Origin of the sequence: Lactococcus petauri (assembly GCF_023499275.1) — a bacterium.
GTDB lineage: Bacteria > Bacillota > Bacilli > Lactobacillales > Streptococcaceae > Lactococcus > Lactococcus petauri.
Genome location: NZ_CP094882.1, coordinates 932,762 through 951,918, shown reverse-complemented (window position 1 = coordinate 951,918; position 19,157 = coordinate 932,762). Strand labels below are relative to the sequence as shown.

Annotated in this window: 16 protein-coding genes; all 16 read right to left on the bottom strand. The window is 38.4% G+C overall.

The window, feature by feature from the left end:
• Positions 1–4 precede the first annotated feature (4 nt).
• A complete protein-coding gene (locus lgb_RS04705) occupies positions 5–1,486 on the bottom strand; it encodes a PTS sugar transporter subunit IIC (RefSeq protein WP_004257558.1) in 1,482 nt (493 codons plus the stop codon).
• A gap of 46 nt (positions 1,487–1,532) precedes the next feature.
• Positions 1,533–2,630, bottom strand: a complete 1,098-nt coding sequence (locus tag lgb_RS04700; protein WP_019293480.1) for a DUF871 domain-containing protein — start codon at positions 2,628–2,630, stop codon at positions 1,533–1,535.
• A gap of 39 nt (positions 2,631–2,669) precedes the next feature.
• A complete protein-coding gene (locus lgb_RS04695; RefSeq protein ID WP_019293481.1) occupies positions 2,670–2,993 on the bottom strand; it encodes a PTS sugar transporter subunit IIB in 324 nt (107 codons plus the stop codon).
• Between the two features lie 290 nt (positions 2,994–3,283).
• Positions 3,284–4,291 carry a GNAT family N-acetyltransferase gene (locus tag lgb_RS04690; protein ID WP_019293482.1) on the bottom strand — a complete coding sequence of 336 codons (1,008 nt, stop codon included), beginning with the start codon at positions 4,289–4,291 and terminating at the stop codon, positions 3,284–3,286.
• Positions 4,292–4,295: 4 nt separating this feature from the next.
• Positions 4,296–4,721 (bottom strand): DUF3284 domain-containing protein, encoded by a 426-nt coding sequence (locus tag lgb_RS04685; protein WP_019292715.1) that lies wholly within the window; start codon positions 4,719–4,721, stop codon positions 4,296–4,298.
• An 83-nt stretch (positions 4,722–4,804) separates the two neighbouring features.
• Positions 4,805–6,070: a dihydroorotase gene (locus lgb_RS04680; RefSeq protein WP_019293483.1), complete on the bottom strand. Its 1,266-nt coding sequence runs from the start codon at positions 6,068–6,070 to the stop codon at positions 4,805–4,807.
• A 38-nt stretch (positions 6,071–6,108) separates the two neighbouring features.
• Positions 6,109–6,738, bottom strand: coding sequence for an orotate phosphoribosyltransferase (gene pyrE, locus lgb_RS04675; protein WP_019293484.1), 630 nt, complete (start codon positions 6,736–6,738; stop codon positions 6,109–6,111).
• 223 nt (positions 6,739–6,961) lie between these two features.
• The gene (locus tag lgb_RS04670; RefSeq protein WP_019293485.1) at positions 6,962–8,866 is read right to left on the bottom strand and encodes an ABC-F family ATP-binding cassette domain-containing protein; all 1,905 of its coding nucleotides are present in this window, start codon (positions 8,864–8,866) and stop codon (positions 6,962–6,964) included.
• 104 nt (positions 8,867–8,970) lie between these two features.
• Positions 8,971–9,822 (bottom strand): MurR/RpiR family transcriptional regulator, encoded by an 852-nt coding sequence (locus tag lgb_RS04665; protein WP_019293486.1) that lies wholly within the window; start codon positions 9,820–9,822, stop codon positions 8,971–8,973.
• Positions 9,823–9,903: 81 nt separating this feature from the next.
• The gene (locus lgb_RS04660) at positions 9,904–10,392 is read right to left on the bottom strand and encodes a glutathione peroxidase (RefSeq protein WP_019293487.1); all 489 of its coding nucleotides are present in this window, start codon (positions 10,390–10,392) and stop codon (positions 9,904–9,906) included.
• A 75-nt stretch (positions 10,393–10,467) separates the two neighbouring features.
• Positions 10,468–11,172 carry a 16S rRNA pseudouridine(516) synthase gene (locus lgb_RS04655; RefSeq protein WP_019293488.1) on the bottom strand — a complete coding sequence of 235 codons (705 nt, stop codon included), beginning with the start codon at positions 11,170–11,172 and terminating at the stop codon, positions 10,468–10,470.
• Between the two features lie 46 nt (positions 11,173–11,218).
• On the bottom strand, positions 11,219–12,580 hold the full coding sequence (mgtE, locus tag lgb_RS04650) for a magnesium transporter (RefSeq protein WP_019293489.1): 1,362 nt from the start codon (positions 12,578–12,580) through the stop codon (positions 11,219–11,221).
• Between the two features lie 117 nt (positions 12,581–12,697).
• A complete protein-coding gene (locus lgb_RS04645) occupies positions 12,698–12,904 on the bottom strand; it encodes a hypothetical protein (RefSeq protein ID WP_019292723.1) in 207 nt (68 codons plus the stop codon).
• Between the two features lie 73 nt (positions 12,905–12,977).
• Positions 12,978–15,734, bottom strand: coding sequence for a cation-translocating P-type ATPase (locus lgb_RS04640; protein ID WP_019293490.1), 2,757 nt, complete (start codon positions 15,732–15,734; stop codon positions 12,978–12,980).
• Between the two features lie 379 nt (positions 15,735–16,113).
• Complete coding sequence (locus tag lgb_RS04635) at positions 16,114–16,695, bottom strand: transglycosylase (RefSeq protein ID WP_019293491.1); 582 nt, start codon at positions 16,693–16,695, stop codon at positions 16,114–16,116.
• Positions 16,696–18,081: 1,386 nt separating this feature from the next.
• Positions 18,082–19,149, bottom strand: a complete 1,068-nt coding sequence (locus tag lgb_RS04630) for an ABC transporter substrate-binding protein (RefSeq protein ID WP_019293493.1) — start codon at positions 19,147–19,149, stop codon at positions 18,082–18,084.
• Positions 19,150–19,157: the final 8 nt, after the last annotated feature.

Sequence of the window (19,157 nt, the reverse complement as noted above, 5' to 3'; positions counted from 1 at the left end):
TTTTTTATAATTCTGGTTCTTCCATCTTGTTTGCTGCAATAACGAATGGTGTCCAAATAGCAAAGGTTACAAGTAAGTTGACAATTGCTAAGATAATTGCACGCCAGTCAAATCCTGTAGCAAGGAAGGCATTCATAATTGGTGGTGTAACCCATGGCACAGCACTGACAACTGGATCTACCCAATGAAGCATCGTTGCAACATAGGCGATAATAACCGCTACCAATGGAGCAATTGCAAATGGGATAAAGAAGATAGCGTTCAGTACAATTGGCATACCAAAGAGTACAGGTTCATTAATATTGAAGATACCTGGTGCTAAACCAAGACGTCCCACTGTCTTATAATCTTTACGTTTAGAGAAGATCAGAATGGCAAGGATTAAGGTAATTGTACCACCAGAACCACCAAACCAGACGAAGGCATCCCATGAACCACGAACCCAAAGACTGACATAGTCACCATTAATCGCATGTGCTTTATCAATCGCACCACGCGCTACTAAGTCACGAATACCGTCTGAGTGAACTTGGAAGTAAAGGGCTTGGTTATTAAGACCAAGTGGAAGCCAAATCCCATCAAGAGCAGGTGCCAAGACGTTTGGTCCATGAAGTCCAAAGAACCAGAAGATTGAAACGAAGAGTGTAACAATAAGAACTGAGAAAATATTTTGTGAGAGAATTTGGAAGGGTTCTGCAATATAGTGTGTAATCAAATTAATTACAGAATCATGTGTCAATTTATCAATAACATAGTAAATCAAGCTCACAGCGTAGATTGCAGCAATCGTTGGAATAATCGCAAGGAAAGCTTTTGCTACAGCCGGTGGGACTGACTCAGGCATCTTGATAGTGATATCTGCTAACATAAGTTTAGCATAAATAATCACCGCAAGGGCACCCATAATGATAATCGTAAAGTAAGCACCAGCATCCATATGTGCGGCAGCAAAGAGTGGCTTCCATGCTGCGAGACCTTGACCAGTCAATACACCATTGATTTTGTCTGTTGCAGCTACGCCGGCATCGCTCACACCCAAAGCATCCAAGAATTTAGGCATTTGGTTTGGCAAACCAGCAAAGAGAGTGGCAACTGCTACAACACCACCTGCAAGGTCATTGACACCATAAGCACGGGCCAAATTGTAACCCCAAGAGAAAGCAAAGATAAGACCAATAACTGTCAAAGTCCCTTGGTTGACAAGTGTTGAAATGTTATTCAAATCGCCAATGATTGGTGTATTAGCAAGCGTCCAAACATCTTCTGGTGCGAGTTGGGCAAACTTGGTTGGACCCAAAACCATTTGTTGAATGGACTGTGGGAATGTTGTGACGATGGCTGATACCATCGCTGCAAGGGCACCTGTCAGTGTTGCTGGCAGGATACCAATGAATGAGTCACGCAAGGCAACCAGGTGCTTTTGCGACCCGATTTTTGCTGCTACTGGGACGAGATATTTCTCCATCCACATCGTAATTCCGTTCATAGAATTCCTCCTAAAATTTTAATTTATTTGCGTATAAGGTTATAAATTATAGCTCATCACTTTCAATAAATTTAAACGAACTCCAAGGCTTGATAAAGTCAAGTAAGAACATTTCGTCTTCCGCGATATGTCCAACAACATTGACCCGGCCATCATTTTTCATTTCCTTCAGAGCAATTTGGGTTTCCCCCTTATATTGACCATATCCATCATTGTCAATAATCACATCGCCTGGTTTTATAGTATCTGTATCATGTGGCGGAAAATCCAAGTCTTTGTAAATAACGCGAGTCATGGTTGAACGTAGCATGTACTCTGAGCGGTCGCCACGATAACTATGCGTAGCCTCAAAGACACATTTTCGTTCATTTTCCGTCATCGTAGCTCTTGGCACAACTTTGAGTTCTGGCATTTGCGTATGGAAAACTTCTGCCATTGTTTTAAGCTCTGCTTCACTCGCATAAGCATTAGCAATAGTAATATCATCAATACCATCTAAAAGCTTATAATGTTTTACTTGTGTCTTCAAGCTTAAGTCACGATGATCCTCTAAGGTACATAAGCCATCTTGTGTGGGCCACGGTCCAAATGTTGCTTCATGAGAATTAACAAACACCATAGTATTTAAATTATACTTTTTGAATTTCTCGGTACATTTCACGTAATGATCAAACGCTAGACCTGTGTAACGGTGAGGATAGAAATTATGACTGCCAAGTAAGTTTTCAATGTTAGGCGAGTAATCCATGATACTGTCCACATAACTTGTTCCCTGACTCATATTAATCTCAATCTTAAGATTATAAGGGTTGCGCGTCATACGTGCTTCCTCAGCTCCTGTAAATCCGAGGTCTAAACGAATACCATCAGCACCCATTTCATCAAAGAAACTTAAATCATCATAGCTAATGTTAAGTTGTTCAAATAAGGCGGGATTAATGTCTACCATGACTTCCATACCAAGACTATTAGCATAAGCAATCACTTTCGTAAAGCCCTCAAGAACTGCTTCCTTATCTCCTTTGATTTCTAAAAGTGAGGTAAAGACACGAGTGTAACCATATTGGTGCGCTAAGTCTAAATAGGCTTTATCAGCTTCAAAGTTGGAACGTTCCGGATAAATCGAGATTCCTAGTTTCCCCATAATACTCCTTTCTTTATCTAGAATTTCTACAAATTCTCTTTATCCATTCATTAATGCGTCAGCGGCTGCTACAACATTTTTTCCATTCATCATGCCGTAATCTTGCATTTTAATCACATCACAAGGAACATCAACTGCTGCTGCTTTTTTGATGACTTCATTTTTCATGTAAGCCACTTGCGGACCGAGAAGCAATACATCTGGTTTCTCTGAGCCAGACAACATGTTGTCAATTTCAGCTACAGACTTTGCGTAGATTTCATAATCTTTTCCTGCTTCTTGTGCAGCTTGTTGCATTTTTGTCACGAGTAATGATGTTGACATACCTGCTGCACAGGCTAATGCAATAACTTTTTCTGCCATTTCTATGATCTCCTTCTTTTTATCTATACCAATAGTATAGCGGTTTCAGAAAGCGATTTCAAATATAATTTGTCCAAACAATATTAAGCGAAAAAACAAGTATTTTTTAATGAAACCCTTATTTTTAGCGCTTTCATTTTCTTCAAACCATTAAAAACTTTAATTTTCCGGCTGATTTCTGAAACATGTTACAAATTTAGAAACAAAATCGTGTTATTTTTTTAGTTTTAATTAATAAAAACACCAAATCTTACAAAAAATGTTAAGATTCGGTGTTTAGTTTGACTATTTTAAAAATATTCACGAAGAATGGCTTTATTTTCTCGTAGTACACGGGCAGTAAATACTCCAATGGTCATTTCCTCTGGTTGGTCTGTCTCAGGGCCAACACAGATATTATTTTGTGGCAAAATATCATCAACAATACGGGCAGAAAATTCAGGCTGACCGTTCACTTTCAAAAATGCTTGCAGATTAACAATACGAGCTTGCATATAAGGTTGCAACTGTAGCTCTATGCGCGATGGTTCAGCCAAATCATATTCGAGGAAAACATTTGAAGGAGCAGTCCATTTAATAACTTCAAAACTTGCAGCGTGGCTTGAGACAAAACGATAAAGTGCATCTTGAGCTTCATGGGTCAATGTAATACATTCACGAATTACAAAAGCCGTACCTGCAAATTCATAAATTAAGTAACCTAGAACTCTGCCATTTTCCTCATAAGTCGCAAAGAAGGGCTGTGCTTTATACTTGAAATAGTATTCCCAAACATGTTGTGGACGGACTAGTGAACCTTGGTTATAGACTTGATCATGGACCTCAGCCGCTTCTTCCAAAAGCTCCTCACTTACAGTGCGGCGCTGCACTTGACCCACTGTTTTTTTGCCTTTAGGAAATTCTTGTGCAGGAATCGTATATGCTTTTTGGTCAAAAGCGTAATGATAACCAAATTGTCCGTAAAACTGATAAGAGAAGGGAGCCAGATAGCTTAAGGCGGTGCCAGCTTCATAGTTGTCTTCTAAAATATCGGTCATGAGTTTACGAATGCTGCCGTTTCCTCTAAATTCTGGGTAAGAGGCAACATAACCAATTCCTGACATCTTTAGCTTTGCATCCTTCCAATAGACCCTAAAAGAGGTATCGATAATCATAGAGGATAGCTCATCGTTTTCCCAGTAACTGTAAGGTTTTGAAAAACTTAAAAGTTTATCAAACGCTTCTTCTCGCTCCTTACTCCGGGGCTTATTAAAAGCATAAGTCGCGAGATCTAAAAGTTCATGCTGTTTCTTTTCCATCTTTTCACTTCCCACCACTATAAGCTTGTTCAATGTGATTCAAAATAGCGACCATCTGACGTTTTTTCCAGTGTCCCAGAAGCGTTCCGACAAACATATCATTTAATTTTTGAATCATTCCGCTGGAAGTACGGCTTTCCTCAATAGTTATCTCTGTTTTCTTATCATCAACAGGATGAAAATTCCAACGTGTATTGAATGTATTACGGATAGTTTTCGTGGTAAAAGCATACTTATTGGCTTTCACAACTTCATCAATCGTAATAGTTCCATGTTGGTTTTTGCCAAATGTTTTTGAGTATTCAAAGCCATTAAGAGACTTGATGTCAGGTCTGTGCCCAGTATTTTTTTCGATATCGTAAAGTGATGAATCCAGAATCTGATTGTAGACAAACTCGACAGGAGCATTAATTGTTTTACTGATTTTCATATGAGATTTCTCCTATTGCTTAGAATAAAATTTATTAAACATTAAAATCATTTTAACAATTTATGTAAGCTCTTGCAAGATTTTTATGGGCGGTAAACAATTTCTCCTGAACAAATCGTATATTTGACTTGTCCCACAAGTTCTTGGTCGATAAATGGTGAGTTACTTGCCTTGGAATCAAAGTTTTCATCCACTTTATAAGTATTATGAGCATCAAAAATGGTAATGTCAGCCGGTCCACCTTCCGCTAAATATCCTGCATCAAAACCATATAGTTTGGCTGGATTAACAGTCATTTTCGCCAGCAATTGAGCCAGTTCAAGATGTCCAGGAGTAACCAAATGTGTAAGCCCCAGTTGCAAAGAAGTTTCTAAGCCGATCATTCCGCTCGGTGCTTCAGCCAAAGCAACATTTTTTTCTTCATGGGTATGTGGCGCATGATCGGTCGCAATAACACTAATCGTGTTATCTTTCAAGCCTTCCAAAATTTTCGCAATATCTTTTGTTTGACGCAGTGGAGGATTAAGCTTTGCATTTGTACCAATCTCTAGGACAGCTTGCTCTGTCAATGAAAAATGTTGTGGTGTAACTTCAGCACTAACTTTTGCGCCCATCTTTTGCGCAAAACGAACTACATCTACACTTTCGCCTGCAGACAAATGTTGAATATGTAAACGCGCTTGAATATCCAAAGCCAACATTGCATCACGTGCAATCATACTGTACTCAGCCACCTTTGTCGCTCCTGTTAGACCACATTGGTGTGCCACTTCGCCTTCATTGATTCCAAGCGTATCCACTAAGTTGGGATCTTCCTCGTGAATAGAGAGCAGACTATCCGTTTCCTTGGCTTTCTTCAAAGCTTCATGCAAGACCCCTGAATCACTCAGTGGAATACCATCATCTGAAAAGCCAACTGCGCCTGCCTTTAACAAAGCATCAAAATCCGTCAAATGTCGCCCGTCAAAATCTTTGGTAATAGAAGCAATGGACTTAATATGAATTTTCTCTTCATCTGCAAGTTTCAGTGTCTCTACAAGCACTTCAGGACTCGATAAAATCGGTTTAGTATTTGCCATCATTACTACTGTCGTAAAACCACCACGTGCTGCAGATAAAGCACCAGTGTGTATCGTCTCTTTATGCGTTTGACCTGGTTCACGAAAATGAACATGAATATCGATGAGCCCAGGAGCAACAATCATGTTGCTGGCATCAATGATATCTGCACCTTCTTCTTCCAAATCTTGGGCAATACGAATAATCTTCTTATCTTTAACTAACACATCAACAACTTGATCAAAGCCAGACTCAGGATCGATTACACGGCCGTTTTTTATGAGTATCATCTGTTCCCCTTTTTATATTTTACATAATGTTTATTATGTTATTTATCCCATGTTTCTTGATTATCCTTGAATTTTTTAAGCATTTCAAGTTCAGCTTCTGTTACATAGCCTGTTTCCTGAGCGATTTGGATAAGTTCAGAATAATTTGTTAATGTGTGCAGTGGCACTTGTGCTTCTTGGAATTTTGTTGTTGCTTTTTCGAGTTGGTAGGTAAAGATAGCAATCACACCGAGAACTTCGATCCCTTCACGTTGTGCGGCAGCCACTGCTTCTAGTACTGAGCCTCCTGTTGAGATAAGATCCTCAACCAATACCATTTTTTGTCCTTTAGAGACACGTCCTTCGATTTGATTTCCTGCGCCGTGATCTTTTGGTTTGCTACGAATATAGGCAAAAGGCAATTGAAGATAGTCAGCAATAATTGCACCATGAGGAATACCTGCTGTTGCTGTACCTGCAATCACTTCGACCTCAGGAAACTCTGCCTTGACCAATTCCGCAAAAGCCTGCTCAATACGAGTACGTACTTCAGGATAAGCCAAGGTCACACGGTTGTCTGTGTAAATAGGAGATTGAATCCCACTTGCCCATGTGAATGGTGCACTCGGCGATAGGCTTACAGCTTTTATTTCGAGTAAATCAGAAGCGATAGTTTTTGATAATGACATGTTATCCTCTTTCTAGTCCTTTAAGTTAATATCAATAGCACGCTGTTTTGCACAAAAAAACACTTGCAGAAAGCTGCAAGTGCGTAAAAAAATATGCCAGTAATATTTAGAATACACCTAAATACTATATAAGTAGACAATTATACGGTTTCCTTGCTAGCCTCTCGTGCTAATTTAAAGGTTTCTTGTTATATAGTCTAACAGATTTACTGTGAGTTTGCAATCATAAACTTTCTAAGCTTTCCATTGCTTCCAGTAAGTTCATCTCTGTTTCTTCTTTTTGTTCAGCCAGTTGGTCGAGTGCTGCTTGGAGTTCACCTAGTTTAACAAAGTCATCTGTTATATCTAACATAGCTCGAGAAATTTCTTCGCTTTGTTGTTCCAGATCAGCAAGTTTTTCTTCCGCAGCATTGACTTCACGTTCGAACTTGCGACGGATTTTCTGTGCTTCTTTTTGTTGTGCATAGTCCATCTGGCCCGAACTTTCTGGTTGTTCTTCCAAAACAACTTCTTGATGTGTCTCTTCTTCTTGGCGTTTTTTCTCTAAATAATAATCGTAATCTCCCAGGTAAAGTTTACTTCCTTGAGGTGATATTTCGAGAACTTTGGTCGCAACCCGATTGATAAAATAACGGTCATGACTGACAAAGAGTAAAGTGCCATCGAAGTCGATCAAGCTATTCTCCAAAACCTCGCGGCTGTCGATATCCAAGTGGTTGGTAGGTTCATCCAACACAAGAAAATTATCATGTTGCATAGCGAGCTTCGCCAAAAGAAGACGTGCTTTTTCTCCCCCCGATAACATCGAAACGGTCTTTTTCACATCTTCGCCGCTGAAAAGGAAGGCCCCTAAAAGATTACGTATTTCTACCTCTGGTAAGAGACGATGCTCATTCCAAATCTCGTCAAGAACACTGTTAGAAGGTGTCAGCGCCCCTTGTTCTTGATCATAGTATCCTAAGTCGACATTCGCTCCCAGCTTCACCTGGCCCTTAAGAAGAGGAATTTGACCAATGATTGACTTGATCAATGTTGTTTTCCCAATCCCGTTTGGTCCAACAATAGCAATGGCATCATGTTTTCGTGTATCGATATTGATAGGTTCAGCGAGGACTTTATCGTATCCCACTGCTGCATCTTCCACTGTAAGAACGATGTTGCCCGACTTTTTAGCTGGAGAAAAGGTCATATGAGCAGCCGCTTCGCTTGCGCTCGGTGCTTCGATACGCTCCATCTTTTCCAACTTTTTCTGGCGGGATTGGGCGCGTTTTGTTGTGGAGGCACGAACCATATTTCGAGCAACGAAATCTTCTAATTTTTCAATTTCTTTTTGTTGCTTATCATAGTTCTTTTGCTCAGTGGCGAGCATCTCTGCTTTAAGTTCAATATATTTACTGTAATTTCCTGCAAAGCGTGTCAGCTTGCCTCGTGAAATCTCCAAGGTCTCTGTCACAACCTTATCTAAGAAGTAACGGTCGTGACTGACAATCAAAAGACTTCCTGAATAGTTTTTCAGGTAAGTTTCTAACCATGCCAATGTTTCAATATCCAAATGGTTGGTTGGCTCATCCAAAATCAACAAATCAGGCTTTTCCAAAAGCATTTTTGCCAAAGCCAACCTTGTCTTTTGTCCACCAGATAAAGAAGAAATAGCACGGTCCCACATCTTCTCTTCGAAACGAAAACCATTAAGTACTGACTTAATCTCTGCTTCATAGGTAAAACCGTTGGCTTGACGAAATTCTTCCGATAAAGAATCATAACGGTGCATCAAACTCTCTAAGTCACCACCCGTTAACTCCGACATCTGTAATTCCATCTGGCGCAATTGTCGCTCTGTTTGACGGAGTTTTTCAAAGACCGTCAACATTTCTTCAAAAATCGTTAATTCTGAAGAAAGTCCTGTATCTTGAGCCAAATAGTTTAAATGCAAATCCTTGACCTTAGAAATCGATCCTGCTGAAGGTTCTTCAACGCCTGCAATAATCTTCAATAAAGTCGATTTTCCCGCACCATTGCGTCCGACTAAAGCCATGCGTGAGTGGTCCTGAAGATTAAAATTTATATTTTCGAATAAAACATCGCCACCAAAAGTGCGTGCTATCCCATTCCCTTGTAGTAAAATCATTCTTCTATTTTAACATAAAAAAGTTTAAGGTAAAGAAAACAGTAAAAATCTCGCTTCACAACGAAAACGCCAAGATTTTTACTGTTTTTATGTATAACTTCACATCAATAATTTTTTTCCAGATGACGAACGATATCTAAAGAACGAATCACTGATTCTCGTGCATCATCAAAGTTTTTGCTGACATAGGCATAAAAGAGCAAATCGATGAGATACAATTGTGCCAGCATTGAAACCGTAGCTGCATGCCTAAACTCAAAATTCTCTCCTGATAGAGAAATGAGCGGATATTCGGCACGTTTAGCAAGACTTGAGTTTTCAATACCGGTAATCGCAATGGTTTCAATCTTTTCAGCTTGAGCCAAATCAAGCATAGCTAAAACTTCACGGGATTCCCCTCGGTCACTGACAGCGATAAAGAGTTTCTTTTGATTATTATTGGTTAAATTAACAGCCATCGTATGCGTATTGTCCGCACAAATACTGATTTTGCCAATACGGTTCAATTTTTGAGCTAAGTCTTGTGCCACAAGAAAAGAAGCCCCAATCCCGAAAATAAAGATTAACTCCGCTTCATCAATCAGGTCGACCGTTTTAGCAAGTCTTTCATTGTTTAAATGACCATTAACAAGTTCTGTCATATGATTAATGCGCGCTTTTAATTTTGATTTTATTGAGTCTATCTCTTCATTAGGACGTAATTCTTGAAAATCTGTATCCGATTGGGCGCTCGCCTTCCAGACGGAAAGTTGCTGCTTAAGTTGGGGAACACCTTCAAGTCCGATGGATTTGACAAAGCGAATAACTGTAGCTGGTGACACTTGACTATTTTTAGCAATGTCTTGGGTGCTTAGGTTGATGACAGCCTCAGGAAAAGCGAGAACATACTTTCCAACTTTTGACTCGTTAGGGGAAAGTTCTCTTAATTTCGTTTGGATTTCGAGCAGAATATTCATGACTCAATTATAGCATAAACCAGCTATAAATATGAGCTTCTTTATAATGATACCAAAAGAAAAAACAGGAGGCACGTGCTCCTATTTTTCTACTTTTTCAAGCTCTTTTTTAATATCTTTGGCAATTTTTTCAGGTTCTGTTGCTGGAGCATAACGTGCGACAACTTCCCCCTGAGCGTTGATCAAAAACTTCGTAAAATTCCACTTGATTTTTTTTCCAAGCGGGCTTCCTTTTTCTTCTTTTAACCATGTATAGAGCGGGCTTTCATCCGCGCCATTAACATCAATCTTTTGAAAGCGTGGGAAAGTTGTCCCATAGTTCAATGTACAAAACTGATCAATCTCATCAGCTGTGCCAGGTGCTTGCTCTTTAAATTGATTACAAGGAAAATCGAGAATTTCAAATCCGGACTCTTTATATTCATCATAAAGTTTTTGAAGTCCATCATATTGTGGTGTAAAACCACATCTTGTCGCAGTATTCACTACGAGTAGAACTTTGCCTTTATAGTCGGACAAAGAGATATCATCTCCTTGTTTTCCCTTCACTGTGAAATCATAAATAGGCATAGTGACACTTCCTTTCTTCATCGGCTCTAAGTGATAATGATTATAACACTTGCCTTATCAGACTGTCAAAGAATCTTACTTTCTCATATAAGGCTTCAGACTCAAGATTTCTTGCTGCGTAAGAGGGCGATAAGCACCTGGTTGCAAATCTTCATCTAGGACCAGCGGTCCAAAATTTAAACGTTGAAGTTGCTCAACTTTTTTACCTAAAGCTAAGAACATTTTCTTAACCTGATGATATTTACCTTCTTGGATAGTAACTTTAGCATGATGCACATCTAAAATTTCGAGTTGCGCTGGCTGCGTACGAACGCCTCCGATAAATTCAAGGCCTGCTTCAAATGCAACTCTATCACTTACTTCAAGTGGTTCCCATGTCTCTACGAAATATGTTTTAGAAACATGTTGCTGTGGCTTTAGCATATCGATGCCCAGTGGCCCATTGTCCGTGATGAATAATAATCCTGTCGTTAGAAAGTCTAGCCGTCCCACAGGATAGAGTGCATCATTCTTTTCTTCCACAAGGTCACGATAGGTGGGCAGGTGCTCATCTTTATTGGCTGAAAGTACACCAGCTGGCTTATTCATCATAAAATAATGATGTCCAAATGTTGTGAGCTGTTGCTGATTGACAATAATTTCATGCATCTGAGGATCGACATTGCGACTTAGGTTATACTCTACTTCTCCATCAATTATAATCTTTCTGGTCTGTATCAAGCGTTTGCGTTCTTTCTTATCCTTCCATCCATTGAGGAACAGGTAGTGATCTAGTCTCATATTTGTCTATTTTAACAAAAATTAAATTTTTTCTATCTTATCAAACTCATGAAATAAGATGACCAAGGAAGAGCGAGATGCAGGTGAAGTAAATCAGTAAGGCAACTAAATCTTTAATCGTTGTAATGATTGGTGCTGATCCTGCAGCTTGGTCGATTTTTAACTTGATTAAGATAAAAGGGACTAAAAAGCCCAGCAAGGATGCGACGGTCATCGTGGCAAAAAGGGCTAAACCAACTGCCAAACCTAACATCGGAAAACCTAGCCATATGGTCGCCATTAGCCCCGCCATAATTCCCATCAATGCGCCAATGGTCAAACCGACACGTAATTCCTTGAAAAAGTGCTCAAGGTAGTTCTCAATCTCAATATGCCCCAAAACCAAGCCTCGTGTAAAGACTGTTGAAGATTGTGTCCCAATATTTCCTCCCATGCCCATAATCAATGGGATAAAAATTGCCACCATTGCGATGGATTCTAATGTTTGTTCAAAATTTTCAATGACTAAACCAGAAAGCATGCTTAACAACAAAGTGGCTAAAAGAAAGGGTAAACGTACTGCCAAAATTTTGTTTAATTTGCCATTAATAAGTAGCTTGCTGCGGTCCTCCTCTGTATCTTTTAAGTCGGATAAACCTGCTTGGTTCAAAATGTCTTCTGTTGCCTCTTCTTCAAGAATTTCCATTGCATCGTCGAAAGTTACTATGCCTACTAATTTATTAGTATCGTCCACCACAGCTAAAGCCAGAAGATCCAACTCTTTGACTTTTTGTGCCACCTTTTCTTGGTCCTCAGAAGTTTTAACAGAAATCGGTTGACGCGACATATGCTCATTAATGACTGCTGTTGGTGCCATCATCAAAAGTCGATGTAAAGTTATAAAACCAGTGAGCTTTAACTTCTCGTCAATAATAAACAAAATATAGATGTTTTCCTTGCGCGTGGCTTCCTCTGTGACTTTTGCCAACGCCTTTTCTTGGGTCATATCTTCTGTCAAAGTTACAAATTCCGTTGTCATAATTCGACCGGCTGTTTCTGGGACATAAGCTTGGAGGTGGAGTGTTTCTGCTCTATTATCGGGTGTTAAAACACCCAGAAGACTCTTCACTCGTCTTTCAGGTAGTCGGTCAAAAAGTCTGACACGATCGTCTGACGACAGCTGATTGAGAAAAGTTTGCACCATTGGCGGTTGTAGCGCATCTAAAAGATTTTTTTGCTGCTGAGTGCCAAGAATTTTGAACAACGCCACTGCTTTATCTTCTGAAAGGACTTCAAAAAAAATGACCTGTTCATCTTGCTTTAGATGTTTAAAAATCTCTTTCAGTTCATGTCTTTGTAAATCTTTAAGAATAACTTGAAGTTTTTTAAACTCCTTCTTTTTAATGTAGAACCGGATTAATTCTTCCATATCATATACTCATTTCATTTTAATTTCCCTTCTAAATTCTAATATTTTTGCAAGAGAAAACCTAACAATATAAAAACTGAAGTGTATGATACACTTCAGTTTTTATTTTTTTCAGATTTATTTTCTCCCACGCATCACATAACCGCATATAAACCCAATCAATCCTACAGCGATGATGCCGTAGAACATGGGAATATCAATGTTAAAGAAAAGCATGTTAACACGAACAGGTGAGAAATTAAGAACCGCAAAAATTACGATGAGCAAAAGAATCAAGAGAACTAAAATTCTTTTGGGTGTAAAAAAGCTTTTTACTTTTTCCATGTATATACTTCCTTCCAAGGATTACTATACTGTTATTTTAGCATATTATAGTTACACATCTCAAAAATTCTCCTTACCAAATTTTCACTTTAAAGATTTCTTTAATACCTGATAGGATAAATGTTGGTAAAGCTGGCACAAAGAGTACAAGAAGATAAACAGGTAAGCTCAATGGTGCAGTTCCCATGACAACATTGAAGAATGGAATTATTGTCACTAAAAATGAAGAGATACCTGCAAAGACAACAGCAAGGACTAAACGTGGATTGCCGAATGGATTTCTTCTGAAGAGAGTTTGTGAACTTCTTGCATCAAAAACATGCCACAACTGACCATAAACAAGTGTTAAGAAGGCCACCGTTTGTGCTTCGTTACTTGACATGCCTTGTTTTGCTGCCCAAACAAAGGCTACAAAGACCATCAAGCCCATAATTGTGCCTCGGATCAAGACTCTTGACCACGTGTAGTTGGCTAGGACAGATTCTTTAGGGTCACGTGGTTTTTCGTTCATAATGTCTGACTCAGCGACATCGTATCCTAGAGCGAAAGAAGGCACGGCATCACTGACCATATTGACCCAAAGTACCATTAAGGCTGTTAAAGTTGGTGTGGTATAGTCAACATTCCCGATACTTACAGTGAAGAAAAGTAAGCCTAATATCAAGGAAAGTACTTCTGCGACATTCGTCGTTAATTCGTGACGGATAAAGTTCTTAATATTGGCATAAATAGTTCTACCATTTTCGACTGTTTTTTCAATCGTTGTAAACTTATCATCAAGCAATATCAAGTCAGCAGAATCCTTGGTTACTTCAGTTCCTGCGATTCCCATGGCAATTCCAATATCAGCTGCTCTCAGAGCTGGCGCATCATTAACACCATCTCCTGTCATACCCACAACTTCCCCGTGCTTTTGAAGTTGCTTAACAATCCTTTGCTTGTGTTCAGGGGAAACACGCGCATAGACATTTGTTGTTTTAACGACATCATAGAGCTCTTCATCTGTCATTTCTTCAATTTCGATACCTTTGATGACTTTAGCCTCTTTGGATTTTACAATGCCAAGATTATAAGCAATAGCACGAGCTGTATTTTCGTGATCACCTGTAATCATAACGACTTCGACACTTGCCTCTTGCAATGTTTTAACAGAAGCTTTGACTTCTTCACGCGCAGGGTCAATAATTCCTGCAACCCCCGTCAAGATAATATCTTTTTCTAAATCTTCTAGCTGACCTTGTTCTGCTTCTTCCTTACTGAGGATACGGTATCCTACCGCCAAGGTACGCAAAGCTTCATTGGCATAATCATTTACAGTCGTGATAAATTTTTGCTTTTCACTTTCTTCGGTATTTAATTCACCATCAATCAAAAGGGCGCGGCTTTTCTCAACCAGAACATCTGGCGCTCCCTTGATATAGAGAAGATAGTTGTCGCCTTTCTTGACAATGACACTCATTGTTTTACGGTCACTAGTGAAAGGTAGCGTCCGGATGAGCTCATGTGATTCTAAAAGTTGAGTTTTTGTGCGGCCAGCTTTTTGCCCCAAAACAGTCAAGGCAATTTCAGTTGGATTACCAAAAGGCACGAATTTTCCTTCGACTTCTTTGAGAGCAGACTCGTTACACAAAAGTGCACCTGCAATAAAGGCCGAATATGAAGGCTCTTGCTCTTCATCAGAAAGACTACGAATTTCCCCTTCTGGAGTATAGCCCAGACCAGAAACTTCATAGTACTGGCCGTTTGTATAGAAATGTGTAACGGTCATTTCATTTTTGGTAAGTGTTCCTGTTTTATCTGAACAGATGTAGGAAGTACTTCCTAGTGTTTCCACACTGTTAAGTGACTTGATAAGCCCTTTATTCTTCGCCATTTTGGCAGCGCCAATCGTTAAAACAATCGAAAGCACAGCAGGTAGAGCATCAGGTATAGAGGCTACAGCTAAGGCGATTGAGGTTGATAAAACAGATGTAATTGATGCTATGCTTAATTCACCAGCTTGGATGATACCCACTACGAGGGTAAAGACAACAATACCGGCTGAAACTTGCATCAAGGTTTTGGTTAACTTATGAACCGTATTTTGCAGTGGCGACGTCCTGTTTTCAACTGCTTGAATCAGTTTGGCAATTTTACCAAGTTCAGTATGTTCCCCAACAGCCACAACGATCCCTAAACCTTGTCCACCAGAAACGCTTGAACCGGAGAAGCCCATATTATGACGATCACCTAGTTCTGTCGTCTCGAGAATAGCATCTGTGTGCTTGCTAATCGCATCTGCTTCGCCAGTCAAATGCGACTCGATAACTTGGAGCTCATTGGTTTCAATCCAACGGACATCTGCTTCGACAAAGTCTCCAATTGAGGCTTTTACGATATCCCCTGTGACAAGCTCTGTTGAAAGTATTTTTTCAAATTGACCATTTCGTAACACAGTAACATAACGATTGTTCATCTCTTTTAATGCGTTCAAACTCTTACGTGCACTAATTTCTTGATAAAAGCCTAAAAAGGCATTTATGATAATTAAGATTAAGATAGCAATCGCTTCATATAGTGCCTCCATCCCATGCTTACTATCATTTTGAAATTGAAAAGCGTAGTAAGAACTAGCAAAGGACAGAGCTACCGCACCAAGTAAAACAATAACGATAGGTTCTTTAAAACTTTTGAGGAACGTAGCTAAGTATGATTCTTCCTCTTCATCCGGAAGTTTATTTTCTCCATGAAGCTCCCTTTGTTTCAATATTTGTTCATGATTTAAGCCAGTCTTAGGATCAACTAAAAACTCCTCAATAACTTCTTCTTTTGCTTTTTTATAAAATTCCAAAAGCTTCCTCCTTGTATTTTCGACAGTTAGGTCTACACTTCATTTTTTTCCAAGAGCGTAGCAATCGAAAAAAAAGAATGTAAACAAAAAGGGCACAAGCTATCAAAAAATCTCCTCCTTACCCTCGGAGGAAATCTCTTGAAGCTTGCGCCCAACCTATATTGTCTCTTTAATTGTTATGAATTTAGTACGTTTTACTAAATCTACTCTTTTATTATAACATATAATTTTAAATTTTTTAAGAGTTTTTTTGATTTTTTGATTTTTTGATTTTTAAAAAGGTTAAAGGCAAAACAAAAAGGCCTTCACTGTTTGTGATAGCCTTGGATGTTTAATCTTAGTTAAGCACTCCAGGAAACGAATTGTAATTCACTTCCTATTAGTTATAAACAACCCAGCTTCCTGCAGGGAGTTTACTTGCCATTTCGATTTGTTCAGCAAGAGTCATGCCAGCGTATTCACCGTGACCTAACAATTGGAACGCACCGTATGCACCTGAACTTGCATTTGCAACATCTGCACGTCCATTAGACTCATGTTCAATAATATATGCCCATTCGCTTGCAGAATATCCTGCTGCGTTGGCAGTATTAGAAACCATGTAGTTGGCAAGGGCTTCAATATTTACTTGACCAGAAGTTTGACCTAAGTCAAGTCCTGATACAGTTTGTGCTACTTTAGATTTAGCAGGTTGTGTTTCAACTTTTTTGGCAGTTGTAGGAGTTGCTGAAGCTTTTCCTAACAAAATGTTGTTAACTTCTGTTTGTACGTCTTCAAAGTCAAAACCTTTGTTTGTCAACATTGTGACACGATCTTGACCTGTACCGTAGTTACCGTTAATAACTTCAATTGCAACATCATGTGTAGTTTGTTTTGGTGTGTCCGCGTGGGCCATACCAGTACCGATAAACATGAATGAAGCAATAACACCAGTTGAAATAGCAACTTTACTGAATTTCATTTAGACCTTTCAATTTCGCCACTAAGAATATTCCATAGAGTTAAAGCTCAATTACGAACCCCCGTATATACTCTATCATCATGGTTACTTCCCATACACATCATAAAGTCTTGAACGCTTGTGTAGGATTACCGTCAGCAGTTTAACGTCATTGCACGCTATGGACGTTTGTTATAAGGAACCTTCAAATCTCTGCTGCTTGCGAAATTACATATCTTTGAAAGCTCTCGGTTTAAAATGTATAAGTTCACTCAGAAGAAAATAAATTTTCAAAGTCAAATTCATTTCCTTCATGAGGGACTCATTATATGACCTTTACCTTAAACATAACTTAAAATAAACGAGGTAAAAAAAGAAAGCGAAAACATTTGTAAACAAAATATTCAGAAAATTTATTCTACAAAATGGAAAAATGTATAATAAAAACCCCTATTTAATGCGCTTCTTATTTTAAAAAAATTAACCATGTCTTTTTTTGTATTTAAATACATTAAAAATTTTTGCTAATTAAATTAAGTAATTTTTTCAATATTTTTAGTTTCAGTTAAGATAAGGGGATTTTAAACCACTTTCTTAATAAAAATTAAGGAGAAATTGCACTTGTTTTCATTCTTTTATTTCCATATTTTTTTCTACTCTTAAAACACTCTTATAGTTCATTATCATTGATGTTTAAGGAATTTATTTCGAAAACTTCTTTTTCTAATGTGAGAGGCAGTTAATAGAAATAATTTTTTCTGGACCGTATGTTGGAATAATTTTCTTAAAATACCAATAATGGTATTTATTTTAATCTTGAACAAATTATTGTGTGACTTTTTCTCATAATGGTATTTGTTCTCTTTTTCATAATATTTTTCCTTGTTTTTATGCACTTGTTCTTCTTATTTTTCTAAATCTTGTTTTCACTAAGAAATTCCATCTCGTTCTCCTCTCATTACCTTATATAACATTATAATTACAAATCATTGCTTATATAGAAAAACTCCACATCTGCGGGCAAAGAACCAAAGCACAGATATGGAGCGATCAAATAAAGGTGTTACTGAAATAAAGGATTCAGCATTTACCTTATCTATATTATAGCACTAAAGTAAGCGTTAACAAAGAGAGTTGCAACTGTCAAAAGCGCAGGAACAAAGCAAAAATCCCCCTATGGAGAAAGGGGGACATCAAGGTTATATCCATGGGTTGGATATTTATTATGAAAAATCAAAATTATACTAGGGTTTGAATATAATTAGGACATTATCAATTTTAGCATGGTCTCCCTGAAAATAAAAATAATAATCAAGGAAGTTTAGAATGCTAAAATTTAAAAAATATGTACACTAAGTTGGAGCATAGAAAACAAAAACAGCTCAACCACAAGGGTTAGAGCTATTTTTATTTATTCATCTTAAACTGAAGATACAAATCATTATAAATACCTGTCCAATATGGACTGAGATTAACATAAGCTTCATCTTCTTTTATCAGAGCTTCATCAGGATAATAAGACTTGTCTTCACGAACTTCTGCAGGCAAGAGTGCTTCTGCTTTAACGTTAGGTGTTGAATAGCCAACGTATTCAGCATTGGCCGCTGCATTTTCTGGTTCTTGCATGAAGTTGATAAAGGCATAGGCCGCTTTAGTATTTTTACTTGTTTTTGGGATAGCCAAGTTATCATACCAAATGTTTGTTCGGACAGGGACCACATAGTGTAAATGTTCATTGCTTGAAGTCATTTCGGATGCTTGTCCACTATAAACGACAGATAACGGTGTTTCGTTATTAATCATATAACTCATGATTTCGTCTCCGAGAATAGCTTTAACATTGGGTGTGAGCTGTAGGAGCTTGTCATAAGCACGATCAATCTCTGACTGGTTCGTCGTATTCACAGAGCTTCCTGTAGCGATTAAGCCCATCCCCATCACATCTCGACTACTATCTGTGAGGAGGATCGAATTTTTGTAGTCTTTAGACCATAGGTCTTCCCATTTTGTGGGTGGCTGAGTGATGTATTTATCATTATATACAATCCCCAAAGTCCCCCAAAAATAAGGCACAGAATAAGTATTTTTAGGGTCAAATGCCGCATCCAAGAGCTTCGGATTATCATAATTAAGATTTTTAATCTTGGTGTGATCTAAAGGAAGCAAAAGATTTTCTTTGGCCATTTTTTGCACCATGTATTCGCTGGGCACAACAATATCATAAGCAGTACCGCCTTGTTTAACTTTAGAATACATGGCTTCATTGGAGTCAAATGTCACATAATTAACCTTATAGCCGGACTCTTTTTCAAACTTTTTGAGAAGCTGCGGATCGATATATTCGCCCCAGTTAAAAATCGTCAAGCTATTGGTAGAGGTTGAAACACCTGTCGCAGCGGACATTCTCCAAGCTGTAACCCCAAGAAGAACAGTAATTGCTAAAATCCCTGACAAGAAATAGATTAATTTTTTCAAGATAACTG